At 40.3% G+C, this 23,819-nt stretch carries 20 protein-coding genes; 14 read left to right on the top strand and 6 right to left on the bottom strand.

Annotation, left to right across the window (positions count from 1 at the left end):
* Positions 1–10: 10 nt before the first annotated feature.
* Positions 11–553, bottom strand: coding sequence for a DUF3278 domain-containing protein (locus tag SMI_RS08990; protein WP_000712328.1), 543 nt, complete (start codon positions 551–553; stop codon positions 11–13).
* Positions 554–567: 14 nt separating this feature from the next.
* On the bottom strand, positions 568–762 hold the full coding sequence (locus SMI_RS08985; protein WP_001082470.1) for a helix-turn-helix transcriptional regulator: 195 nt from the start codon (positions 760–762) through the stop codon (positions 568–570).
* Between the two features lie 165 nt (positions 763–927).
* Here SMI_RS08985 and rsmH point away from each other — a divergent pair, with 165 nt between their 5' ends.
* From rsmH to ltrA, 6 genes are all read left to right on the top strand, one after another.
* On the top strand, positions 928–1,878 hold the full coding sequence (gene rsmH, locus SMI_RS08980) for a 16S rRNA (cytosine(1402)-N(4))-methyltransferase RsmH (protein ID WP_000159403.1): 951 nt from the start codon (positions 928–930) through the stop codon (positions 1,876–1,878).
* Between the two features lie 9 nt (positions 1,879–1,887).
* Complete coding sequence (gene ftsL / locus SMI_RS08975; RefSeq protein ID WP_000227821.1) at positions 1,888–2,205, top strand: cell division protein FtsL; 318 nt, start codon at positions 1,888–1,890, stop codon at positions 2,203–2,205.
* Positions 2,206–2,208: 3 nt separating this feature from the next.
* Positions 2,209–4,461, top strand: a complete 2,253-nt coding sequence (gene pbp2X, locus SMI_RS08970) for a penicillin-binding protein PBP2X (RefSeq protein WP_000872178.1) — start codon at positions 2,209–2,211, stop codon at positions 4,459–4,461.
* Position 4,462: 1 nt separating this feature from the next.
* On the top strand, positions 4,463–5,443 hold the full coding sequence (gene mraY / locus SMI_RS08965) for a phospho-N-acetylmuramoyl-pentapeptide-transferase (protein WP_000470809.1): 981 nt from the start codon (positions 4,463–4,465) through the stop codon (positions 5,441–5,443).
* A 594-nt stretch (positions 5,444–6,037) separates the two neighbouring features.
* On the top strand, positions 6,038–8,143 hold the full coding sequence (locus SMI_RS08960) for an ATP-dependent Clp protease ATP-binding subunit (RefSeq protein WP_001063353.1): 2,106 nt from the start codon (positions 6,038–6,040) through the stop codon (positions 8,141–8,143).
* A gap of 677 nt (positions 8,144–8,820) precedes the next feature.
* The gene (gene ltrA, locus SMI_RS08955) at positions 8,821–10,098 is read left to right on the top strand and encodes a group II intron reverse transcriptase/maturase (protein ID WP_000040325.1); all 1,278 of its coding nucleotides are present in this window, start codon (positions 8,821–8,823) and stop codon (positions 10,096–10,098) included.
* A 68-nt stretch (positions 10,099–10,166) separates the two neighbouring features.
* On the opposite strand, the gene SMI_RS08950 is transcribed toward ltrA, so the two are convergent.
* Positions 10,167–10,649, bottom strand: coding sequence for an S-ribosylhomocysteine lyase (locus tag SMI_RS08950; RefSeq protein ID WP_000032547.1), 483 nt, complete (start codon positions 10,647–10,649; stop codon positions 10,167–10,169).
* A gap of 94 nt (positions 10,650–10,743) precedes the next feature.
* Complete coding sequence (locus SMI_RS08945; RefSeq protein WP_000743581.1) at positions 10,744–12,228, bottom strand: DUF1846 domain-containing protein; 1,485 nt, start codon at positions 12,226–12,228, stop codon at positions 10,744–10,746.
* Positions 12,229–12,380: 152 nt separating this feature from the next.
* On the opposite strand from SMI_RS08945, the gene SMI_RS08940 reads away from it, so the two are divergent.
* From SMI_RS08940 to SMI_RS08925, 6 genes are all read left to right on the top strand, one after another.
* The gene (locus SMI_RS08940; RefSeq protein ID WP_001156813.1) at positions 12,381–13,988 is read left to right on the top strand and encodes a glycoside hydrolase family 13 protein; all 1,608 of its coding nucleotides are present in this window, start codon (positions 12,381–12,383) and stop codon (positions 13,986–13,988) included.
* A 195-nt stretch (positions 13,989–14,183) separates the two neighbouring features.
* Entirely contained in the window at positions 14,184–14,327 is a 144-nt protein-coding gene (locus tag SMI_RS10870) for a hypothetical protein (RefSeq protein WP_001093125.1), read from the top strand.
* Positions 14,328–14,375: 48 nt separating this feature from the next.
* Positions 14,376–14,507 carry an ABC transporter substrate-binding protein gene (locus SMI_RS10955; RefSeq protein ID WP_269446519.1) on the top strand — a complete coding sequence of 44 codons (132 nt, stop codon included), beginning with the start codon at positions 14,376–14,378 and terminating at the stop codon, positions 14,505–14,507.
* Between the two features lie 27 nt (positions 14,508–14,534).
* Positions 14,535–16,142, top strand: a complete 1,608-nt coding sequence (locus SMI_RS08935; protein ID WP_231840208.1) for an ABC transporter substrate-binding protein — start codon at positions 14,535–14,537, stop codon at positions 16,140–16,142.
* A gap of 331 nt (positions 16,143–16,473) precedes the next feature.
* Positions 16,474–17,574, top strand: coding sequence for a UDP-galactopyranose mutase (glf, locus tag SMI_RS08930; protein WP_000272526.1), 1,101 nt, complete (start codon positions 16,474–16,476; stop codon positions 17,572–17,574).
* Positions 17,575–17,913: 339 nt separating this feature from the next.
* Positions 17,914–19,893, top strand: a complete 1,980-nt coding sequence (locus SMI_RS08925) for a peptide ABC transporter substrate-binding protein (RefSeq protein ID WP_000857578.1) — start codon at positions 17,914–17,916, stop codon at positions 19,891–19,893.
* A 141-nt stretch (positions 19,894–20,034) separates the two neighbouring features.
* Here the strand turns inward: SMI_RS08925 and pbp1a are convergent, their stop codons facing one another.
* Positions 20,035–22,215 (bottom strand): penicillin-binding protein PBP1A, encoded by a 2,181-nt coding sequence (pbp1a, locus tag SMI_RS08920; protein ID WP_001041854.1) that lies wholly within the window; start codon positions 22,213–22,215, stop codon positions 20,035–20,037.
* Positions 22,212–22,808 carry a Holliday junction resolvase RecU gene (recU, locus tag SMI_RS08915; RefSeq protein ID WP_000248753.1) on the bottom strand — a complete coding sequence of 199 codons (597 nt, stop codon included), beginning with the start codon at positions 22,806–22,808 and terminating at the stop codon, positions 22,212–22,214. The genes pbp1a and recU overlap by 4 nt, the downstream gene beginning before the upstream one ends.
* Before the next feature lie 66 nt (positions 22,809–22,874).
* On the opposite strand from recU, the gene SMI_RS08910 reads away from it, so the two are divergent.
* Both SMI_RS08910 and gpsB read left to right on the top strand, forming a co-directional pair.
* A complete protein-coding gene (locus SMI_RS08910; RefSeq protein WP_000205317.1) occupies positions 22,875–23,402 on the top strand; it encodes a DUF1273 domain-containing protein in 528 nt (175 codons plus the stop codon).
* A gap of 69 nt (positions 23,403–23,471) precedes the next feature.
* Positions 23,472–23,813 carry a cell division regulator GpsB gene (gene gpsB / locus SMI_RS08905; protein ID WP_000094897.1) on the top strand — a complete coding sequence of 114 codons (342 nt, stop codon included), beginning with the start codon at positions 23,472–23,474 and terminating at the stop codon, positions 23,811–23,813.
* Positions 23,814–23,819: the final 6 nt, after the last annotated feature.

Raw genomic sequence — 23,819 nt, 5'->3', positions numbered from 1 at the left:
AAGGTACCTCCTAATCCTCATCTTGATCCTTCTTAGCTTTAGCAATGCGACGGGAGATGATAATTTGTATAATCACTCCGAAGAAGAAAGAATGGAGAATACTTGAAAAAATATTTTTAAAAGCGAGAAGAGACTGAAGATAGTCCTGGCTCTCACCTAGCAGTATATGGAGAAGAGGTGTTATAAAAAATATCAATAGACCAACAAACAAACCCGCTTTCAGACCAGGGTAGTGTAGTTGCTTGCTTTCTTTCTCATTCAGCATATCTAGATCAATGGCTGTGATGCCTGTTTTCCTGGTTTGGGAGAGCACATAGAGAGCAGAAATCATCGAAATACCGAATATCACAAGGGGATAGCCGATAGCGACAATTTGCGGATATTTATAAGCAAGGAAAAAGGGAATAAGATTACCTAAAGTCATGAGGTAAAAGAGAATCACAAAGATTTTATTTCCGATACGGTCTGCCTCGCGTCGTTTGTGTTCATCAAGTGGTCCTGAAATGCCATAAATGCGTTTGATTAGTTTTTCAGTGAAGGTTTCTTTTTTCATGAGTTTGCTCCTTTTTAAAAATCATCCTCCCAAAAGAGACTATTGAGGTCAGTTTGGAGGCTACGGGCGAGATTGAGACAGAGTTCCAGGGTTGGATTGTATTTGTCGTTTTCAATCATATTGATGGTTTGTCTCGAGACACCGATATCCTTGGCGAGTTCGAGCTGGGAAATGCCTAGTTCCTTGCGAAATTCTTTCACACGATTCATCTGTTCTCCTTTCTGATTTATGTCGTATATATTTGACTACATTATATTCTTCTATGAAATAGATGTCAAGCATATTTGACATATTTCTTAAAGAAATCTTACTTTTTTTGACCTATTTGTCTGACTAGTGCAAGCTAGTCGGATTTGTGGTAAAATAGATAAGATATGACAAAAGAATTTCATCATGTAACGGTCTTGCTCCATGAAACTATTGATATGCTTGATGTGAAACCTGACGGTATTTACGTTGATGCGACCTTGGGTGGAGCAGGCCATAGCGAATATTTATTAAGTAAATTAAGTGAAAAAGGCCATCTCTATGCCTTTGACCAGGACCAGAATGCCATTGACAACGCACAAAAACGCTTGGCTCCTTACATTGAAAAGGGAATGGTGACTTTTATCAAGGATAACTTCCGTCATTTACAGGCACGTTTGCGCGAAGCTGGTGTTCAGGAAATTGATGGAATTTGTTATGACTTGGGAGTGTCTAGTCCTCAATTGGACCAGCGGGAGCGTGGTTTTTCTTATAAAAAGGATGCACCACTGGACATGCGCATGAATCAGGATGCTAGTCTGACGGCCTATGAAGTGGTGAACCACTATGACTATCATGACTTGGTTCGTATTTTCTTCAAGTATGGTGAGGACAAATTCTCTAAACAGATTGCGCGTAAGATTGAACAGGCACGTGAAGTCAAGCCAATCGAGACAACGACTGAATTGGCAGAGATTATCAAGTCAGCCAAACCTGCCAAGGAACTCAAGAATAAGGGGCATCCTGCCAAGCAGATTTTTCAGGCTATTCGAATCGAAGTCAATGATGAGCTGGGAGCGGCGGATGAATCTATCCAGCAGGCTATGGATATGTTGGCTTTGGATGGGAGAATCTCAGTGATTACCTTTCATTCCTTGGAAGACCGCTTGACTAAGCAGTTATTTAAGGAAGCTTCAACGGTTGAAGTTCCCAAAGGTTTGCCTTTCATTCCAGATGATCTCAAGCCCAAGATGGAATTGGTATCCCGTAAGCCAATTTTGCCAAGTGCAGAAGAATTAGAAGCCAACAACCGTTCGCACTCAGCCAAGTTGCGCGTGGCCAGAAAAATTCACAAGTAAGAGGAAAAAATGGTAGATAAGAAAGAAAAAACCAGTCAATTTTTGCAGAATCGTATAAAAAAATTCTCACGTGTGGAGAAGGCTTTTTATCTTTCCATCGCTTTTACGGCTCTCGTTTTAGCAGTGAGCATTATCTTTATGCAGACACGCCTCCTGCAAGTGCAAAGTGATTTGACAAAAATCAATGCGCAGATAGAGGAGAAGAAAACAGAGCTGGACGATGCCAAGCAGGAAGTCAATGAATTGATTCGTTCAGAGCGCTTGAAAGAGATTGCAGATAAAAAAGATTTGAAATTGAATAATGAAAACATCCGAACAGCGGAGTAAGATATGAAATGGACAGAAAAAATAACCCGATTTGCGATAAAAAATCGTAAATCTCCAGCAAAAAACCGTAGGATAGTTGGCAAGTACCTCAGCTTTGTAGCCGTTGCTCTTTTCGCCCTCTTTTTGGCCAATTTTGCGTATATTATCGCAAAAGGTAATATATTTGGTACCGACTTGGTAAAAGAGGCTAAAAAAGTTCACCAAACCACTCGAACAGTTCCTGCCAAACGCGGAACTATCTATGACCGAAATGGAGTGCCTATCGCTGAAGATGCGACCTCTTATAACGTCTATGCTGTTATTGATAAAAAATACAAGTCAGCAACGGGTAAAATTCTTTATGTAGAGGATTCGCAGTTTAATAAGGTAGCTGAAGTCTTCCATAAGTATTTAGACATGGATGAAGCTTATGTGAAAGAGCAATTAGCTCAACCAAATCTGACCCAAGTTTCCTTTGGTGCAAAAGGAAATGGGATTACCTATGCCAATATGATGGCGATTAAAAAAGACTTGAAAGATGCTAGTGTGGAAGGGATTGACTTTACAACCAGTCCTAATCGTAGTTACCCAAACGGACAATTTGCTTCTAGTTTTATTGGCTTGGCCCAACTCCATGAAAATGAGGATGGCAGTAAGAGTTTGTTAGGAACTTCTGGTCTGGAGAGTTCTTTAAATAGCATTCTTGCTGGGACAGACGGTATTATTACCTATGAAAAAGACCGTGTAGGAAATATCGTACCAGGTACAGAACTGGTATCGCAACAAACTGTGGATGGCAAGGATGTTTATACAACATTGTCTAGTCCGCTACAATCTTTCATGGAAACTCAGATGGATGCCTTTCTAGAAAAAGTAAAAGGTAAGTATATGACCGCGACCTTGGTCAGTGCAAAGACCGGTGAAATCCTCGCTACCACCCAACGACCTACCTTTAATGCAGATACTAAAGAAGGAATCACTGAGGACTTTGTTTGGCGTGATATTCTTTATCAAAGTAACTATGAACCAGGATCAGCCATGAAGGTTATGACGTTAGCTTCTTCTATTGATAATAATACCTTCCCAAGTGGAGAATACTTCAATAGCAGTGAATTTAAAATGGCGGATGTGACGACTCGAGATTGGGATGTTAATGGTGGTTTGACTACTGGTGGGATGATGACTTTCTTACAAGGTTTCGCTCACTCCAGTAATGTTGGAATGAGTCTACTTGAACAAAAAATGGGAGATGCTACTTGGTTGGATTATCTAAAACGCTTTAAATTTGGGGTTCCAACTCGCTTTGGCTTGACAGATGAATACGCTGGTCAACTTCCAGCTGATAATATTGTTAGTATTGCTCAAAGCTCATTTGGGCAAGGAATTTCAGTGACACAAACACAAATGCTTCGTGCCTTTACAGCTATTGCTAATGATGGAGTTATGCTGGAGCCAAAATTTATAAGTGCTATTTATGATACTAACAATCAGTCTGTACGAAAGTATCAAAAAGAGATTGTAGGAAAACCTGTATCTGAAGATACAGCAAGCTTGACTCGTACTAACATGATATTAGTTGGGACGGACCCTCTATATGGAACTATGTATAATCACCAAACAGGAAAGCCAATTATAACAGTTCCTGGACAAAATGTAGCAGTTAAATCCGGTACGGCTCAAATCGCTGATGAGAAAAATGGAGGCTACTTGGTTGGTTCTACCGATTATATTTTCTCAGTTGTGACTATGAATCCTGCTGAAAATCCTGATTTTATTCTTTACGTAACAGTTCAACAGCCAGAACACCTTTCTACACCTTGGTTTGGAGAATTTGCTAATCCTATTCTTGAACGAGCTTCTGCCATGAAAGATTCCCTTAACCTCCAATCTACCGCTAAAACGTTAGATCAGGTAACCAATCAAAGCGCTTATGCCATGCCTAGCATCAAGGATATTTCACCTGGTGATTTGGCGGAAGCCTTACGTCGAAATATTGTGCAACCAATCGTTGTTGGTACTGGAACAAAGATTAAAGAGACTTCTGTAGAAGAAGGAAAAAATCTTGCACCAAACCAACAAGTTCTCCTTTTATCGGATAAGGTAGAAGAAATTCCAGACATGTATGGCTGGAAAAAAGAGACTGCCGAGACCTTTGCTAAATGGTTGGATATTGAACTGGAATTTGAAGGTTCAGGTTCCGTTGTTCAGAAGCAAGATGTTCGGACTAATACAGCTATCAAAAACATTAAAAAAATTAAATTAACTTTAGGAGACTAATATGTTTATTTCTATTAGTGCTGGAATTGTGACATTTTTACTAACTTTAGTAGGAATTCCGGCCTTTATCCAATTTTATAGAAAGGCGCAAATTACAGGCCAGCAGATGCATGAGGATGTTAAACAGCACCAGGCAAAAGCTGGGACTCCTACAATGGGGGGGCTTGTTTTCCTCATTGCTGCAGTTGTGGTGAGTTTCCTCGTCGCTCTTTTTTCGAAACAATTGACCAATAATGTTGGTATGATTTTGTTTATTTTGGTCTTGTATGGCTTGGTTGGTTTTTTAGATGACTTTCTCAAGGTCTTCCGAAAGATCAATGAGGGGCTAAACCCCAAACAGAAATTGGCTCTTCAGCTTCTAGGTGGTGTTATTTTCTACCTTTTCTATGAACGTGGGGGCGATATGCTCTCTGTCTTTGGCTACCAAGTGCATTTAGGGATTTTCTATATTGTTTTTGCTCTTTTCTGGCTAGTTGGTTTTTCAAATGCAGTCAACTTGACAGATGGTATTGACGGTCTAGCTAGTATTTCAGTTGTGATTAGCTTGTCTGCTTATGGAGTTATTGCCTATGTGCAAGGTCAGATGGATATCCTTCTAGTGATTCTTGCCATGATTGGTGGTTTGCTTGGTTTCTTTGTCTTTAACCATAAGCCTGCTAAAGTCTTTATGGGGGATGTGGGAAGTTTGGCCTTAGGTGGAATGCTGGCAGCTATCTCTATGGCCCTCCACCAAGAATGGACTCTCTTGATTATCGGAATTGTTTATGTCTTTGAAACAACTTCGGTTATGATGCAAGTCAGTTATTTCAAACTGACAGGTGGTAAACGTATTTTCCGTATGACGCCTGTACATCACCATTTTGAGCTTGGAGGATTGTCTGGTAAAGGAAATCCTTGGAGCGAGTGGAAGGTTGATTTCTTCTTTTGGGGAGTGGGGCTTCTAGCAAGTCTCTTGACGCTAGCAATTTTATATTTGATGTAAGAATGGCACCCTGATGTTTCGGGGTGTTTTTGCTTTTTAAAAAATATTGGTCAATCAAAGTCAAAATCCTTGACCTTTTCTGACTAATGTAGTATATTATGAACGTAAGGTAAATGAAAGCCTTACTAGAACACTTATGCTCAATGAAAATCAAGAATAAACTAGGAAACTAACCGCAGGATGCTCAAAGCACAGCTTAGAGGTTGTGGATAAGACTGACGAAGTCAGCTCAAAACACGGTTTTGAGGTTGCAGATAGAGCTGACGTGGTTTGAAGAGGTTTTTGAAGAGTATAAAAAATATTGGTCAATTAAAGTCAAAATCCTTGACCTTTTCTGACTAATGTAGTATATTATGAACGTAAGGTAAATGAAAGCCTTACTCGAACACTTATTTAAAGTAAAATAGAAAGAGGTGGGGTCTATGTTTCATCTAGAAATCTTCAGAAGTAAAGATAGTCTACTCCTTCTTGAAAAAGAAAAACCAGAAATAGTACCTAGAGTAGCCATTTAGCTAGTCTAAATTTTTTAACACAAAGGTCAAAGATAGTCAATATCAGTAATCATAACTAAGTAAACAAAAAGAGGTAAAGAATATGAACAACAACTTTAATAATTTTAATAACATGGATGATTTATTTAACCAATTGATGGGGGGGATGCGAGGATATAGTTCTGAAAATCGTCGCTACTTGATTAATGGACGTGAAGTGACACCTGAGGAATTTGCTCATTATCGTGCAACTGGTCAATTGCCAGGAAATGCAGAAGCTGATGGACAAATGAAACAACCGGCATCAGGTATGAAACAAGACGGTGTCCTTGCTAAACTAGGTCGAAACTTGACAGCAGAAGCTCGCGAGGGCAAGTTGGATCCTGTTATCGGACGAAACGAGGAAATTCAAGAAACATCTGAAATCCTCTCACGTCGTACCAAGAATAATCCTGTTTTGGTCGGAGATGCAGGTGTTGGTAAGACAGCTGTTGTCGAAGGTCTAGCACAGGCGATTGTGAACGGTGATGTTCCAGCTGCCATTAAGAATAAAGAAATTATTTCCATCGATATCTCAGGTCTCGAGGCTGGTACTCAATACCGTGGTAGCTTTGAAGAAAACGTTCAAAATCTAGTCAATGAAGTGAAAGAAGCGGGAAATATCATTCTCTTCTTTGATGAAATTCATCAAATTCTCGGTGCTGGTAGCACTGGTGGAGATAGTGGATCTAAGGGACTTGCAGACATTCTTAAACCAGCTCTATCTCGTGGAGAATTGACAGTGATTGGGGCAACGACTCAAGACGAATACCGTAACACCATTTTGAAGAATGCAGCTCTTGCTCGTCGTTTCAATGAAGTCAAGGTCAATGCTCCTTCAGCAGAGGATACATATAAAATTCTTCAAGGAATTCGTGACCTCTATCAACAACACCACAATGTCATCTTGCCAGATGAAGTTTTGAAAGCGGCGGTGGATTATTCTGTTCAGTATATTCCTCAACGTAGCTTGCCAGATAAGGCTATCGACCTTGTCGATGTTACGGCAGCTCACTTGGCAGCACAACATCCAGTAACAGATGTTCATGCTGTTGAACGTGAAATTGAGGCAGAAAAAGACAAGCAAGAAAAAGCAGTTGAGGCAGAAGATTTTGAAGCAGCTCTAAACTATAAAACACGCATCGCAGAATTGGAAAAGAAAATCGAAAACCACACAGAAGATATGAAGGTGACTGCAAGTGTCAACGATGTGGCTGAGTCTGTAGAACGAATGACCGGTATTCCAGTGTCACAAATGGGAGCATCAGACATCGAACGTCTGAAAGATATGGCTCATCGTCTGCAAGATAAGGTAATCGGTCAAGATAAGGCAGTTGAAGCTGTAGCCCGTGCTATCCGTCGTAACCGTGCTGGTTTTGATGAAGGTAATCGCCCAATTGGTAGCTTCCTCTTTGTAGGTCCAACTGGAGTTGGTAAGACTGAACTTGCTAAACAATTGGCGCTAGATATGTTTGGAACTAAGGACGCAATCATCCGTTTGGATATGTCTGAATACAGTGATCGAACAGCCGTTTCTAAGCTAATTGGTACAACAGCAGGATATGTGGGTTATGATGACAATAGCAATACCTTAACAGAACGTGTTCGTCGCAATCCATACTCTATCATTCTCTTGGATGAAATTGAAAAGGCTGATCCTCAAGTCATTACCCTTCTCCTCCAAGTTCTAGATGATGGTCGTTTGACAGATGGTCAAGGAAATACAGTAAACTTCAAGAACACTGTCATTATCGCGACCTCAAATGCTGGATTTGGCTATGAAGCTAACTTGACAGAGGATGCGGATAAGCCAGAATTGATGGACCGTTTGAAGCCATTCTTCCGTCCAGAATTCCTCAACCGCTTTAATGCAGTTATCGAGTTCTCACACTTGACTAAGGAAGATCTTTCTAAGATTGTGGACTTGATGTTGGCTGAAGTTAACCATACCTTGGCTAAGAAAGACATTGATTTGGTAGTCAGTCAAGCAGCTAAGGACTATATCACAGAAGAAGGTTATGACGAAGTCATGGGTGTTCGTCCACTCCGTCGCGTGGTTGAACAAGAAATTCGTGATAAGGTGACAGACTTCCATTTGGATCACCTAGATGCCAAACACCTAGAAGCAGATATGGAAGATGGTGTTTTGGTTATTCGTGAAAAAGCCTAATACTCTTCGAAAATCAAATTCAAACCACGTCAACGTCGCCTTGCCGTACTCAAGTACAGCCTGCGGCTAGTTTCCTAGTTTGCTCTTTGATTTTCATTGAGTATAAGACAAAATTTTGAGAATAAAAAAGAAGGAGCCAGCTGAAAAACTGGTTCCTTTTTGGTACGACGGGCATGTCGTATATCTGAGGTGTAAGTCCTCCGTGGGCACCTGCTACCGGTGAACCCAATAGCGATTCCCAAGCCTGACTATCGTGAGGTAGCGGGGAGAGGAAGGGATAGCGAAATCGTGGCTCTACGAACAGGAACGTGATAGTAAGGCGTATATAGCGGATAAGGGGGCCTGAAACTCTAAAGTCCAAAAAGGTAGTCGTAACCTATATGCGTAAATCACGAGAGTAAACGAGGAAAGATGTACGACTTATCCCGTGAGGTCTCATGAGCGCTGAAAGCGTAGTAACAACGAATCATGAGAAGTCAGCCGAGCCCATAGTAGTGAGGAAGCTTCTGTAATGGAAGTGGAGCGAAGGGGTGAACAACTAATTGAAGTAATCCTACTTCACTTGTGTCTGTAAAACAAGCGGTCTGATAGAACTGGCCTCTGTCACGTATTGACTAGATGAAGGTTCACCAATATAAGATGTCCCTCAGGCACCAACACAAGAAAGGAATACGCACATGTCAAAATTGCTAGATAAGATATTATCACGCGAAAATATGCTTGAAGCCTATAATCAAGTAAAATCCAATAAAGGCTCAGCTGGGATTGATGGAATGACTATCGAAGAGATGGATGACTATCTCAGACAAAACTGGCGCCTGACTAAGGAGCTGATAAAACAGAGAAAATATAAGCCTCAACCAGTTCTTAGAGTTGAGATTCCTAAACCAAACGGAGGTATTCGTCAACTAGGAATTCCAACAGTTATGGATAGAATGATTCAACAGGCCATTGTCCAAGTCATGAGCCCCATTTGTGAACCCCATTTCTCGGATACGAGCTATGGATTTAGACCAAATAGGTCATGTGAAAAAGCCATCATAAAGCTCTTAGAGTACTTAAATGACGGCTGTGAGTGGATAGTGGATATAGACCTAGAGAAATTCTTCGATACAGTTCCTCAAGATAGATTGATGTCCTTAGTACATAACATTATCGAAGACGGAGATACGGAATCCTTGATTCGTAAGTATCTTCATTCGGGTGTTATCATTAACGGTCAGCGTCATAAAACGCTAGTTGGGACACCACAGGGAGGAAATTTATCTCCTCTCTTATCCAATATCATGCTTAATGAATTGGACAAGGAATTAGAAAAGAGGGGACTTCGATTTGTGCGCTACGCAGATGATTGTGTGATTACGGTCGGAAGCGAGGCCTCCGCTAAGCGTGTGATGTATTCAGTCAGTCGTTTTATTGAGAAACGGCTAGGTTTGAAAGTAAACATGACCAAGACTAAGATTACTAGACCAAGAGAGTTGAAATATCTAGGTTTTGGGTTCTGGAAATCATCAGACGGTTGGAAAAGTCGTCCACATCAAGATAGTGTTCGGAGATTCAAGCTTAAATTGAAGAAACTAACACAGAGGAAATGGAGTATAGACTTAACAAGACGTATTGAGCAACTGAATTTGTCCATTCGAGGATGGATAAACTATTTCTCATTGGGAAATATGAAAAGTATAGTCACCAGCATAGATGAGCGCTTGCGTACTCGCCTACGAGTGATTATCTGGAAGCAATGGAAGAAGAAATCTAGACGATTATGGGGATTGCTTAAGTTAGGGGTTCCTAAATGGATAGCAGATAAGGTATCTGGCTGGGGCGACCACTATCAATTAGTAGCTCAGAAGTCGGTACTTAAACGTGCTATATCAAAACCAGTCCTTAAAAAACGTGGACTGGTTTCGTGTTTGGATTATTACCTTGAACGACATGCGTTAAAAGTTAGTTGAACCGCCGTATGCCGAACGGCACGTACGGTGGTGTGAGAGGGGCTAGAAATTATCCCCTACTCGATTGTTTAGATGACATGGCGTTCAAAGGCATCATCTGAAATCCCTTGTTCTAGAATAAGTTTTGCCCATTCTTTAGCAGAAAAGAGGCTGTGATCCTTGTAGTTACCGCAAGATTCGATGGTTGTTCCAGGGACGTCTTCCCAAGTAGTAGTTTCAGCGATTTCTTTGAGCGAATCCTTGATAACTGCTGCAATCTCAGCGCTAGTATGACGTCCCCACATAATCATGTGGAAGCCTGTACGGCAACCAAATGGTGAACAGTCAATCATGCCGTCAATGCGAGTACGGATGAGTTTGGCCAAGAGGTGCTCAATAGTGTGAAGGCCGGCGGTAGGGATAGAGTCTTCATTGGGTTGCACTAAACGAATATCATAATTGGAGATGATGTCACCCTTTGGTCCTGTTTCTTCCCCAATCAAGCGAACATAGGGTGCTTTAACAATGGTGTGGTCAAGTTCAAAACTTTCGACAATAACTTCTTTTGACATGGTAAATCCTTTCAGTTTTCTCTTTTCATTATACCATAAAGGCTGCTCTTGAGACAGAGAGAAAACCTCTCCGAGGGTGGAGAGGTTGAACTCTTTACTTGCGATACAAGCGGTCGTATTGGTAGTAGGGGTCAAAAGTTACATTGATACCTAGTTTACGAAGGACATTCTTGTCTTCATCAGTCAAGATGATGGTTGAGTGGGCTTCGCTTCCTTTGAGATTGCCAAGTTCTTCCATAGCGCGGGCAGCGTCAGGATTTTCTGTAGCTGTGATAGCAAGTGCAATCAGGATTTCATTTGAATGCAGGCGTGGATTGCGGCTGCCGAGATGATCGATTTTAAGACCTTGGATTGGCTTAACAACTTCAGGCTCGATTAGTTTTACTTCTTTCGCAATGTTAGCTGATTTCTTGATGGCGTTGATAAGAGCAGCGGCTGTAGGGCCAAAGAGTTCTGAGTTCTTACCAGTGACAATTTCCCCGCTAGGCAATTCAAGGGCTAGGGCTGGTCCGCCAGTTTCTTCTGCTTTTTGACGCGCAACGACAGCAACCTTGCGGTCTGCAGGTGTGATACCGAGGTCGTTCATAAGCAATTCAATTTTCTTGACAGCAGATTCGCCCACTTTTTCGGCTTTGAAATCAAGAACAGTCTGATAGTAGCGACGGATGATTTCTTGTTTAGAGGCTTCGATAGCAGCCTCATTATCTGTAATAGCGAAACCAACCATGTTGACACCCATATCTGTCGGAGAAGCGTATGGAGACTCTCCTAGAATGCGTTCCAACATGCGCTTGAGCACTGGGAAGATTTCGATATCACGATTGTAGTTGACAGTGGTTTCTCCATAGGTTTGAAGATGGAAGGGGTCAATCATGTTGACATCATCAAGGTCAGCTGTGGCAGCCTCGTAGGCCAAATTGACTGGGTGATGAAGGGGAAGATTCCAAACTGGGAAAGTTTCAAATTTAGCGTAGCCAGACTTGATACCATTGATTTGATCGTGGTACATATTGGACATACAGGTTGCCAATTTTCCAGAACCAGGTCCAGGAGCGGTTACGACGATCAAGTTACGACTGGTTTTGATGTAATCGTTTTTCCCCATACCTTCTGGAGAAATGATGTGATCCATATCTGTTGGATATCCTTTGATTGGATAATGAAGATAAGAATCAATTCCGTTTTTATCGAGTTGATTGCGGAAAGCATCTGCAGCTGGTTGGCCAGCGTACTGTGTGATGACAACGGAGCCAACAAAAATTCCCAGTTCATTGAATTTATCAATCAAACGAAGAACTTCTTGGTCATAAGAAATGCCCAAGTCACCACGTGCTTTGGAATGTTCGATGTTGCTAGCATTAATGGCAATTACAACCTCGACTTGCTCTTTCAATTCTTGCAAGAGCTTGATTTTGTTGTCAGGCTCATAACCAGGAAGAACACGAGCAGCGTGGAAATCTTCTAACATTTTGCCACCAAACTCCAAGTAGAGCTTGCCGTCAAATTGGTTAATGCGCTCCAAAATGTGGTCGCGCTGTAGATTCAAATATTGTTCAGAACTAAAAGCTTGTTTTTTCATTTTTTTACCTCTGACCTCTATTATAATAAAAAATTGGAAGTTAGGAAACTATGGAGTTAAAAAAGGAATCAAAAAGATTAGGCAAACGCTTGCATAAAACTCTGAAAAGCGCTATCATAGACTATAGATTATTAAAATAATGAGGTAAGAAGATGCAAGAAAAGTGGTGGCACAATGCCGTAGTCTATCAAGTTTATCCTAAGAGCTTTATGGATAGCAACGGAGATGGAATTGGTGATTTGCCAGGTATTACCAGTAAGTTAGACTATCTAGCCAAGTTAGGTATTACAGCGATTTGGCTTTCTCCCGTTTATGACAGCCCCATGGATGATAATGGCTACGATATTGCTGATTATCAAGTGATTGCCGCTATTTTCGGGACCATGGAGGACATGGACCAACTGATCGCAGAAGCTAAAAAGCGTGATATTCGTATCATCATGGACTTGGTGGTCAATCATACCTCAGATGAACATGCTTGGTTTGTCGAGGCCTGTGAAAATCCTGATAGCCCTGAACGAGACTACTATATCTGGCGGGATGAACCCAACGATTTAGATTCTATCTTTAGTGGTTCTGCTTGGGAATATGATGAAAAGTCAGGTCAATACTATCTCCACTTTTTCAGCAAGAAACAGCCTGATCTCAACTGGGAAAATGAAAAACTTCGCCAGAAAATTTATGAGATGATGAACTTCTGGATTGATAAAGGGATTGGCGGTTTCCGCATGGATGTCATTGACATGATTGGGAAAATTCCTGACGAGAAGGTAGTCAATAATGGTCCTATGCTCCATCCCTATCTCAAGGAAATGAATCAGGCGACCTTTGGCGATAAGGATCTCTTGACAGTAGGGGAAACATGGGGAGCAACGCCAGAGATTGCCAAGCTCTACTCGGATCCCAAGGGGCAAGAATTGTCTATGGTCTTCCAGTTTGAACATATCTGTCTTCAGTATCAGGAAGGGCAACCTAAATGGCATTATCAAAAAGAGCTGAATATAGCTAAGTTAAAAGAGATTTTCAACAAATGGCAGACAGAGTTAGGAGTTGAGGACGGTTGGAATTCCCTCTTCTGGAACAATCATGACCTCCCTCGTATCGTCTCAATCTGGGGAAATGACCAAGAATACCGCGAAAAATCGGCCAAAGCCTTTGCCATCTTGCTTCATCTCATGAGAGGGACTCCTTATATCTACCAAGGTGAGGAAATAGGGATGACCAACTATCCGTTTGAAACACTGGATCAAGTAGAAGATATTGAATCCCTCAACTATGCGCGTGAAGCTCTTGAAAAAGGTGTTCCGATGGAAGAAATCATGGACAGTATCTGTGTCATTGGACGTGACAATGCCCGTACCCCTATGCAATGGGACGAGAGCAAAAATGCTGGTTTCTCAACAGGTCAACCTTGGTTGGCAGTGAATCCAAACTATCAAGCAATCAATGTTCAAGAAGCGCTGGCAAATCAAGATTCTATTTTTTATACTTATCAGAAGTTGGTTCAAATCCGTAAGGAGAATAGCTGGCTGATTCGAGCTGACTTTGAACTATGGGAAACAGCTGACAAGGTCTTTGCTTATATCCGTAAAGATGGGGACCGTCGATTCCTAGTCGTAGCTAACTTGTCCAATGAAGAACAAGACTTGACCGTAGAAGGAAGCGTCAAATCTGTCCTGATTGAAAACACCGCGGCTCAAGAAGTTTTTGAAAAACAAATCTTGGCTCCATGGGATGCTTTCTGTGTGGAATTACTATAAATATTTTTTGCAGAAAAATCTAAAATTGAAATCGTATAAAAACAAGGGAGGACTGTATTAAAGACAGAAATTCTTTGTTTTTTTATGGCTAAAATTTATAAACTTTCATTCTTAAAATTCAATTAACTTTACAAATTTTCACTATTTTGGTAAAATAAACATATGTTATAAAAACTAACATAAAGGAGAAAGAAGATGAATACCAAAAAGCGTGTCCTTGGTACAGGGTTGACTTTTGCGGCTGCTTTGCTTTTAGTTGCTTGCGGTCAATCAGGTTCAGATACAAAAACTTACTCATCAACCTTTAGTGGAAATCCAACTACTTTTAACTACCTATGAGACTATTACACTGATAATACAGTCATCATTACCAACCTAGTTGATGGCTTGCTTGAAAATGATAATCATGGGAACCTAGTTCCATCTTTTGCAGAAGACTGGTCTGTTTCAAGCGGCGGTCTGACTTATACCTATAAATTGAGAAAAGATGCCAAATGGTTTACGGCTGACGGTGAATAATACGACCCAGTTAAGGCACAGGATTTTGTGATAGGTATCAAGTACGCAGTGGACAATAAATCACAGGTCATTGACTTGATTCAAAACTCGATTAAGGGCTTGAATGACTATATTACAGGAGCGGATTCTGACTTTTCTAAGGTTGGGGTGAAGGTCATTGACGACCAGACTGTTGAGTATACTTTGGCACTTCCAGAGCCTTACTGGAATTCAAAAACAACGAATAGTATTCTTTTCCCAGTGAATGAAGAGTTTCTAAACTCAAAAGGGGAAGATTTTGGTACCCTATCTCCAGATAGCATTCTCTACAGCGGACCTTATTTGTTAAAAGATTTCACATCAAAATCATCAATCGAGTATGTGAAAAATCCGCATCACTATGATCATGACAAAGTATCAATTGAACACGTAAAATTGGCTTACTTTGATGGCTCAGACCAAGAATTGACCATCCGTAATTTTGAAAGTGGAGCTTATTCTATCGCTGGGGTTTATCCAAATAGTTCAAACTTTGCTAAGACCAAGGAGAAATACAAGGATAATATCGTCTATAGCTTGCAGGACAAGACTTCTTGGTATTTTAATTTCAACGTCAACCGTCAGGCTTACAATCACACTACTAAAACGACAGATGAGCAGAAGAAGTCAACTGAGACAGCTGTCTTGAACAAAAACTTCCGCCAAGCGGTGAACTTTGCCTTGGACCGCACAGCCTATTCTGCTCAGTCAAACGGTGAAGAAGCAGCTAGCAAGACCCTTCGTAACACTCTAGTACCTCCTACATTTGTCCAAGTTGGAGACAAGAACTTTGGAGAAGTAGTCGCTTCTAAATTGGTCAACTATGGCACAGAATGGTCAGGTATTAACTTGGCAGATGCGCAGGATGCCTATTTCAACAAAGAAAAAGCCCAAGAAAAATTTGCAGAAGCCAAAAAAGACTTGGCAAGTCAAGGTGTGACCTTCCCAATTCACTTGGATATAGCTGTTGATCAGACAAATAAAAATGCTGTAACTGGTATGAATTCTGTGAAACAGACCCTTGAGTCTGTTTTAGGTGCTGACAATCTTGTTATTGATGTTCAGCAACTCTCTACAGATGAGTACAATAATGTAGCCTTCTTGGCTCCTACTCCCAATGCAAGAGATTATGATTTAAGTTTTGATGGTTGGGTAGCGGATTATCAGGATCCATCTACTTACCTTAATCCTTTCAATGCAGAGGATGGATTCTATCTCAAGATTTTTGGTCTAGATGCCAAGGAAGATAAAGCTAAGATTGCTAGCTTGGGGCTTGATACCTACACTAAGATGCTCAAAGATGCAGATAGTGAAAATAAAGATGTAGCCAAACGCTATGAAAAATATGCTGAAGCACAGGCTTGGATGATTGACTATTCTCTGATTATGTCAGCCATGTCAAGCGGTGGCACAGCATCTGTAACCAAAGTAACGCCATTTACAAGAGGCTATTCATTGGTCGGTATCAAGGGTGATGGCAATAACTACAAGTACATGAAACTGCAAAAAGACACTGTGACAACCAAACAGTTTGAAGAAGCGAAGACCAAATGGAAGCAAGAAAGTAAAAAAACAATCGAAAAAGCTCAAAAAGAAGCAGAAAATCATGTTAAATAATGAGGAATAGCTTTTTAAGGAGAATCATAAAGACAAACATCAATTTTGGTGCTTGTCTTTTTAAATCACTCGTCTATTGAAAACTGAGAAATGATTTGTTTTGTGCTAAAATAAATTGAAACGAATACTGAATAAGAATCAAAGAGTAACTGGGAAGTTAGCTCAAAGTACAGCTTTGAGGTGGTAGATAGAACTGACGAAGTCAGCTCAAAATACTGTTTTGAGGTTGCAGATGGACGCTGATGTGGTTTGAAGAGATTTTCGAAGAGTATAATATCCTCTCTTTTGCTATAGTTAAGGAGATGTAAAGATAGATGATAAGGGAGAGACTATGTACGACTATCTAATCGTTGGTGCTGGGTTGTCTGGAGCAATTTTTGCTTATGAAGCAACCAATCGTGGAAAAAAAGTAAAAGTTATTGATAAACGTGACCACATTGGTGGGAATATCTATTGTGAGAATGTAGAAGGTGTTAATGTTCATAAATATGGTGCCCATATCTTCCATACTTCTAATAAGAAAGTCTGGGATTATGTTAATCAATTTGCTGAGTTTAACAACTATATCAACTCGCCTGTAGCTAATTACAAGGGCAGTCTTTATAATCTACCTTTCAATATGAATACTTTCTATGCTATGTGGGGGACAAAAACTCCTCAAGAGGTCAAAGATAAGATTGCTGAGCAAACGGCTCACATGAAAGACGTTGAACCTAAAAACTTGGAAGAACAAGCTATCAAGTTGATCGGTCCAGATATTTATGAAAAGTTGATTAAGGGATATACTGAAAAGCAATGGGGACGTTCTGCGACTGACCTTCCTCCGTTTATCATCAAACGTCTACCAGTTCGTTTGACTTTTGATAATAATTATTTTAACGACCGTTATCAAGGGATTCCAATTGGAGGGTACAACGTTATTATCGAAAATATGCTGAAGGATGTGGAAGTAGAACTTGGAGTTGACTTTTTTGCCAATCGTCAAGAATTAGAAGCTTCTGCTGAAAAAGTTGTCTTTACAGGGATGATTGACCAATATTTCGATTATAAACATGGTGAGTTAGAATACCGTAGTCTTCGTTTTGAGCATGAAGTTTTAGATGAAGAGAACTATCAAGGAAATGCAGTTGTTAACTACACAGAACGTGAAATTCCTTATACTCGCATTATTGAGCATAAACACTTTGAGTACGGAACACAAGATAAAACGGTTATTACTCGGGAATACCCAGCAGATTGGAAACGTGGTGATGAACCTTATTATCCAATCAATGATGAGAGAAACAATGCCCTGTTTGCTAACTATCAAGAAGAGGCGGCCCAGAATGATAAGGTCATTTTCTGCGGACGTTTGGCAGATTATAAATACTACGACATGCATGTGGTCATTGAACGGGCTTTGGAAGTGGTCGAGGAAGAGTTGGGACAATAATGCAAGGATTCTGTCATTTTAGAATCTTTGCTACTTAAGATTTTTAGAAGTAATACTCAATGAAAATCAAAGAGCCAACTAGGAAACTAGCCGCAGGCTGTACTTGAGTACGGCAAGGCGACGTTGACGTGGTTTGAATTTGATTTTCGAAGAGTATAAAGTCAACAAGATTCTTTTCTGCTTATCAGAAGAGAATCTATGTTGGCTTTTTTGGCATAAATGAACAATTTTATTTTTCAGAATATATCAAATATAACAAATAACTCTTAAAATTCAGAAAATTCTATTGACAGGACTTGAAAAAGAGTCTATAATGAATAAAAAACAAAGGAGAAGACTATGAAAACAAGAAAAGTATTGGCTCTTGCGGGAGTGACTTTATTAGCAGCGGGTGTTTTAGCTGCTTGTTCAGGGGGGGCAGGTGCTAAAGGTGAGCAGACCTTTGCCTTTACTTATGAGACTGAACCAGATAATCTCAACTATTTGACAACTGGTAAGGCAGCGACTGCCAATATTACTAGTAATGTGATTGATGGATTGCTTGAAAATGACCGCTATGGGAATTTGATTCCCTCTATGGCAGAGGACTGGTCTGTTTCTAAGGATGGTTTGACTTATACCTATAAAATTCGTAAAGACGCCAAGTGGTACACGTCTGAGGGAGAAGAGTATGCTCCTGTTAAGGCTCAGGACTTTGTGACAGGACTTCAATATGCGACAGATAAGAAATCTGAAGCTCTTTACTTGGTACAGGATTCAATCAAAGGTTTGGATGCATACGCTAAAGGGGAAAATAAAGATTTCTCTCAAGTTGGGATTAAAGCTCTGGATGACCAAACAGTCCAATACACTTTGAACAAACCTGAAAGTTTTTGGAATTCTAAAACAACCATGGGTGTGCTTGCGCCAGTCAATGAAGAGTTTTTAAACTCAAAAGGGGATGATTTTGCCAAGGCTGGGGATCCAAGCAGTATTCTCTACAATGGACCTTTCGTTTTGAAATCTCTAGTAGCGAAATCATCTGTAGAGTTTGCGAAAAATCCTAATTACTGGGATAAGGACAATGTGCATATTGACAAGGTCAAATTGTCATTCTGGGATGGGCAAGATACCAGCAAACCAGCAGAGAATTTTAAAAATGGTAGTCTTACAGTAGCTCGTCTCTCTCCTACAAATGCAAGTTTTGCAGAGCTTGAAAAAACGATGAAAGACAATATTGTCTATACCCAACAAGACTCGACTACGTATCTAGTGGGAACAAATATTGATCGTCAGTCTTATAAATATACTTCTAAGACTAGCGACGAACAAAAGACTTCTACTAAAAAGGCTCTCTTAAACAAGGATTTCCGTCAGGCTATTGCCTTTGGTTTTGACCGTACGGCCTATGCTTCACAAGTGAACGGTGCCAGTGGTGCAAGCAAAATCTTGCGTAATCTCTTTGTGCCACCAACATTTGTTCAAGCAGATGGGAAAAACTTTGGCGATATGGTCAAAGAAAAATTGGTAACTTATGGGGATGAATGGAAGGATGTCAACTTCGCAGATGCTCAAGATGGTCTCTACAATCCAAACAAGGCTAAGGCTGAATTTGCTAAGGCTAAGACTGCTCTTCAGGCAGAAGGCGTGACTTTCCCAATTCATTTGGATATGCCAGTTGATCAGACAGCAACTACAAAAGTTCAACGTGTCCAATCTTTCAAACAATCGGTTGAAGAAACCTTGGGTACAGATAATGTTGTCATTGATATTCAACAGCTACAAAAGGATGAAGTAAACAATATTACCTACTTTGCTGAAACAGCAGCTGGGGAAGATTGGGATATTTCAGATAATGTCGGTTGGGGTCCAGACTTTGCCGATCCATCAACCTACCTTGATATCATCAAACCATCAGTTGGTGAAAGCACTAAAACATATTTAGGATTTGACTCAGGGAAAGATAATGTAGCTGCTAAAAAAGTAGGTCTATATGACTACGAGAAATTGGTTACTGAAGCTGATGATGAGACTACAGATGTTGCTAAACGATATGATAAATACGCTGCTGCCCAAGCTTGGTTGACAGATAGTGCCTTGATTATCCCAACAACATCACTCACTGGTCGCCCAATCTTGTCTAAGATGGTACCATTTACGATGCCATTTGCCTTCTCTGGTAACAAGGGGACAAGCGATCCGCTCCTATACAAATACTTGGAACTTCAAGACAAGGCAGTCACTGTAGATGAATACCAAAAAGCTCAAGATAAATGGATGAAAGAAAAAGAAGAATCCAATAAAAAAGCGCAAGAAGAACTTGCAAAACATGTGAAATAAGATAAAAAGAAGTTAGTTATTCGCTAACTTCTTTTGGTTTATCGAAAATGAGTTGAAACCTCTCTTCACTTTCAAAGATTATGAAACTAATTTTTTTGTAGAAAAAATCCTGAGTTTTTATTCTCAGGATTTTCTTTCATCTCACTGTTGTGGTTGCTGTTGAACTTGTGGATTTTGTGGCGTTGGCTGTGTTGGCTGTGTTGGTTGTACTGGTTGTGTTGGATGCACAGTCTGACCAGCTTGTCCTTGATTAGGATCAGTTGCTGGAGCATTATTGGGTTGTTGACCAACCGTCGTAGTTGCCTGTGTAGTTGAACTTTCAGCTGTTGAGGATTGTTGAGTAGAGGGATCAGTCCATATTGGGCGAGCTCCATTTTTGAATACAAATTCCCCGTTTCTGAAAAGTCCGTCTGGCATCGTCCAGTCTTCTGGATGAGTATCTTCTGATAGATACGTTATCATTGAGCGATAAACTTTAGCTGCAACTAGGAAACGATCTCCAACGATAGGAGTTAAACGATTCGAATAACCTGTCCATACAGCCATAGAATACTTAGGAGTATATCCTACAAACGATTCATCTGGAGCTACGTAGCCAGTGTTTTTGATGTGTTTTTCAATCTCCTCATCCGTGTAGTTAGATGTACCCGTCTTACCTGCTTGTGGGAGCCAAGATATATAAGCGCCTCGACCTATACCAGAATATAATACTGTTTTCATCATTTCAGTCATCATGTAGGCGGTTGTTTCTTTCATGGCGCGTGTACCCTGATCAGAAAACTCTTTTGAACTACCATCACTAAAGATAACTTTATTGATATACATTGGTTTGTGGTAGATACCACCATTGGCAAAAGCAGCATAGGCAGCGGCCATTTTTTCACTGCTAGCACCATATTTTTTATTTGATTCAGTTGTATTACTTGAAATAGCGTTAGCATAGACCATAGTTGGGTAATCAATTCCTAGCCCATTTAAGAAAGTTTTAGCCTGGTCTAATCCGACCCTTTCAAGCGTTTCAACTGCTGTAACGTTACGGGATTGTTGGATGGCATATTGAAGGGTAATGTTTCCGAAATATGATTTATCCCAGTTGTGAAGAGGAATATTTGTACCTGGATAGTTGTAAGGAGCATCTTTAAGCATGTATGCTGTTGAGTCATAGATGCCATACTCAAGTGCGGGAGCATAGTCTGTGATTGGTTTCATGGATGAACCCCAGTCACGGTTGGTTTCCACCGCTTGGTTGGTACCAAATGAAACGTTACTTGCTTGGTGACGAGCTCCAAGTTGGGCGATGACTTTACCATTTGAAACATCTACGACCGTAGATGCGACTTGCAAATCATCGTCAGGGTAAGAGACGTATTGATCGGAGTTGTAGATATCCCACAGATGTTTTTGAGCTTCTTGGTCTACATTTGTGTAAACATCCATCCCAGTAGTTAGAAGGTTATAGCCAGTTTCTTGTTCTACTTGGTCGATAACTTCTTTGAGATAATTGTCCATATATGCTGGATAGCTATTGACTGATTTCAAACTTTGGAGTCCATCAGTAATAGGGGTATTGATAGCCTTCTCATACTGTTCGGCAGAGATGTAGCCTTGACCTTTCATCTCTGAAAGTACCAAGTTACGGCGGTCAAGGGCAGCTTCTGGATGAGAATAGGGATCGTATTGATTCGGAGCCTGTGGCATTCCTGCTAGTAGGGCAAGTTGAGGTAGTGATAGTTCTCGCAAATCTTTGCCGTAATAGTTTTGGGCAGCCGTCTGCATTCCATAGTTTCCGTTAGACATGTAAACTTTATTCACATAGTAGGTCAGAATTTCTTGTTTTGTTGCTTTTTGTTCTAATTGAACAGCCAACCAAGCTTCCTGGGCTTTACGTGAAATGGTCTGATCAGAAGTGGAAGTTGAGAAATAGGTCAACTTAATTAATTGTTGGGTAAGGGTTGATCCTCCCTGGAGGGAGTTGTTTTGTAAGTTACGTAAAAAAGCTCCTATAATTCGGATGGTATCGACACCGCGATGATCGAAAAAACGATGGTCTTCGATTGATACGATAGCCTTGACTAAATCAGTAGGAATTTCGTTGGCCTGAGCGTTTACTCGGCGTTCAGAGCCCAGATCGGCAATCAGTTCGTTTTTACTATCGAAAATCTTACTAGACGTGGTTGCGACTAATTTGCTCTCAGATAGGGCTGGGGCTTTGCTGACGTAATAGAGAAATATGCCTCCTCCCAGCATAACTGCTGTGATAAATAAAGTTAAGAAGCAGATACTCACATACTTAGCTATTCGCAGGATAGTTTGTTTGTTCATCTTGTTTTACCACCTAATAAATGTTCTTTGATAACATTGAGATAGGGAATTTGAGGGAAGGCGCCGGCCTTGATTTCATATCCATATTCTCGAATATATCCAAGTGGCATTGATTTTTGTCCCTTATCTTGATGATAGAAGCGAATCAAATCGAATGCCGGCAATAAGTAGGTTTCTTGCTGAGAAGAAAAGTGAAGAAGGACAAAGCAGATTCCTTGTTGGGCAAGGACTTGTTCCATATGCTGAATCTGATGTGGATGGAAATTTTTCATCGGAATCGCACGTTTTTGTTTTGTTTCCTTGGCTTCAAAGTCGATGTAATATCCCTTATAAACGCCAGAATAGTCCGTCGTTGAAGCTTGTCGAAAATAGGCTTCAACAATCTTGGCACGACTTCGTTGTGGATAGTCCACTCGTACGATTTGAATGGGAGTTGGTTTCTTGTGTATAACAGCCAAGCCCTGAGACAAATAGTAGTCGTTGGTAGCATTAATCATCTTTTCAAAAGACATTCCTCGATTTGCGAAATTTTTTGGTTGAGAAAGAGATGTTTGGCTTTTTTTTGATGAAATTTTATGAGGATAGTTGACCATATTTCTCCTTATTGGTACAATAACTTCACTCTATTATACCATAAAAATAGAAAGAAAGGTGTAAAAATGACTACAGCTTTAATTATGGGATATTCTAATTTTGACTTGGGTTTGTTTAATGAAAAAGATATCAGGTTAAAAATTATAAAGAAAGCCATTCGCCGTGATTTAGAAAGTCTAGCAGAAGAAGGGATTAAATGGCTGGTCTTTACAGGGAACTTGGGATTTGAATCTTGGGTGCTTGATGTCGCAAATGAAATGAAAGAAGAATATGATTTCAGCCTAGCGACCATTTTTGATTTTGAAACACACGGGGAAAATTGGAATGAAGCGAATCAGCTTAAACTTAGCCAATTTAAGCAGGTCGATTTTGTCAAATATGCCTATCCTAAATATGAACATATGGGGCAACTACGAGATTACCAACGATTTTTACTGGAAAACACGACTAGTTCCTATCTTTTTTATGATGAAGAAAATGAAACGAAACTAGCTTATTTTTACCAAAAGATGAAAAATCAAGAGGACTATTTTATAAAGAGATTAACATTTGATCGGCTAAATGAACTTGCTGAAAATTTTTCCGAAAATTGAAGCTTTGACCTTGATTTTTGTTTGGCTTTTTTTATATAATAATACTAGCAAGCGAGAATGGAGAGAGACATGTCAAGTATTATTTTTTCAGCGAAAGATATTTTTGAACAAGAGTTTGGGCGTGAAGTCCGAGGGTATAGTAAGGTAGAAGTTGACGAGTTTTTAGACGATGTCATCAAGGACTATGAAACCTATGCTGCCTTGGTCAAGTCACTTCGTCAGGAAATTGCAGATTTGAAGGAAGAATTAGCCCGTAAACCGCAAGTGAGTTCAGCCCCAAGTCCTAGTCACCCAGATCCAATTGATGTGGCAGCTTCATCTTCTATGACGAATTTTGATATTTTGAAACGCTTGAATCGTCTTGAAAAAGAAGTATTCGGCAAACAAATTTTAGACAATCCTGATTTGTAATTCAGG

It is taken from the genome of Streptococcus mitis B6 (genome assembly GCF_000027165.1).
Classification (GTDB): domain Bacteria; phylum Bacillota; class Bacilli; order Lactobacillales; family Streptococcaceae; genus Streptococcus; species Streptococcus mitis_AR.
Note: the sequence above shows the minus strand (reverse complement) of the source record. Positions and strands in the feature narration are given on the sequence as shown.

What these genes read in the sequence shown, in the direction of transcription:
- glf (WP_000272526.1), top strand. Translation starts at nt 16,474, where the DNA reads ATGTACGACTATCTAATCGTTGGTGCTGGGTTGTCTGGAGCAATTTTT.
- recU (WP_000248753.1), bottom strand. Translation starts at nt 22,808, where the DNA reads ATGGTCAACTATCCTCATAAAATTTCATCAAAAAAAAGCCAAACATCT.
- ftsL (WP_000227821.1), top strand. Translation starts at nt 1,888, where the DNA reads ATGGTAGATAAGAAAGAAAAAACCAGTCAATTTTTGCAGAATCGTATA.
- SMI_RS08940 (WP_001156813.1), top strand. Translation starts at nt 12,381, where the DNA reads ATGCAAGAAAAGTGGTGGCACAATGCCGTAGTCTATCAAGTTTATCCT.
- SMI_RS08950 (WP_000032547.1), bottom strand. Translation starts at nt 10,649, where the DNA reads ATGTCAAAAGAAGTTATTGTCGAAAGTTTTGAACTTGACCACACCATT.
- SMI_RS08945 (WP_000743581.1), bottom strand. Translation starts at nt 12,228, where the DNA reads ATGAAAAAACAAGCTTTTAGTTCTGAACAATATTTGAATCTACAGCGC.
- rsmH (WP_000159403.1), top strand. Translation starts at nt 928, where the DNA reads ATGACAAAAGAATTTCATCATGTAACGGTCTTGCTCCATGAAACTATT.
- ltrA (WP_000040325.1), top strand. Translation starts at nt 8,821, where the DNA reads ATGTCAAAATTGCTAGATAAGATATTATCACGCGAAAATATGCTTGAA.
- SMI_RS08960 (WP_001063353.1), top strand. Translation starts at nt 6,038, where the DNA reads ATGAACAACAACTTTAATAATTTTAATAACATGGATGATTTATTTAAC.
- SMI_RS08990 (WP_000712328.1), bottom strand. Translation starts at nt 553, where the DNA reads ATGAAAAAAGAAACCTTCACTGAAAAACTAATCAAACGCATTTATGGC.
- SMI_RS08985 (WP_001082470.1), bottom strand. Translation starts at nt 762, where the DNA reads ATGAATCGTGTGAAAGAATTTCGCAAGGAACTAGGCATTTCCCAGCTC.
- gpsB (WP_000094897.1), top strand. Translation starts at nt 23,472, where the DNA reads ATGTCAAGTATTATTTTTTCAGCGAAAGATATTTTTGAACAAGAGTTT.
- SMI_RS08925 (WP_000857578.1), top strand. Translation starts at nt 17,914, where the DNA reads ATGAAAACAAGAAAAGTATTGGCTCTTGCGGGAGTGACTTTATTAGCA.
- SMI_RS08910 (WP_000205317.1), top strand. Translation starts at nt 22,875, where the DNA reads ATGACTACAGCTTTAATTATGGGATATTCTAATTTTGACTTGGGTTTG.
- pbp2X (WP_000872178.1), top strand. Translation starts at nt 2,209, where the DNA reads ATGAAATGGACAGAAAAAATAACCCGATTTGCGATAAAAAATCGTAAA.
- SMI_RS10870 (WP_001093125.1), top strand. Translation starts at nt 14,184, where the DNA reads ATGAATACCAAAAAGCGTGTCCTTGGTACAGGGTTGACTTTTGCGGCT.
- mraY (WP_000470809.1), top strand. Translation starts at nt 4,463, where the DNA reads ATGTTTATTTCTATTAGTGCTGGAATTGTGACATTTTTACTAACTTTA.
- pbp1a (WP_001041854.1), bottom strand. Translation starts at nt 22,215, where the DNA reads ATGAACAAACAAACTATCCTGCGAATAGCTAAGTATGTGAGTATCTGC.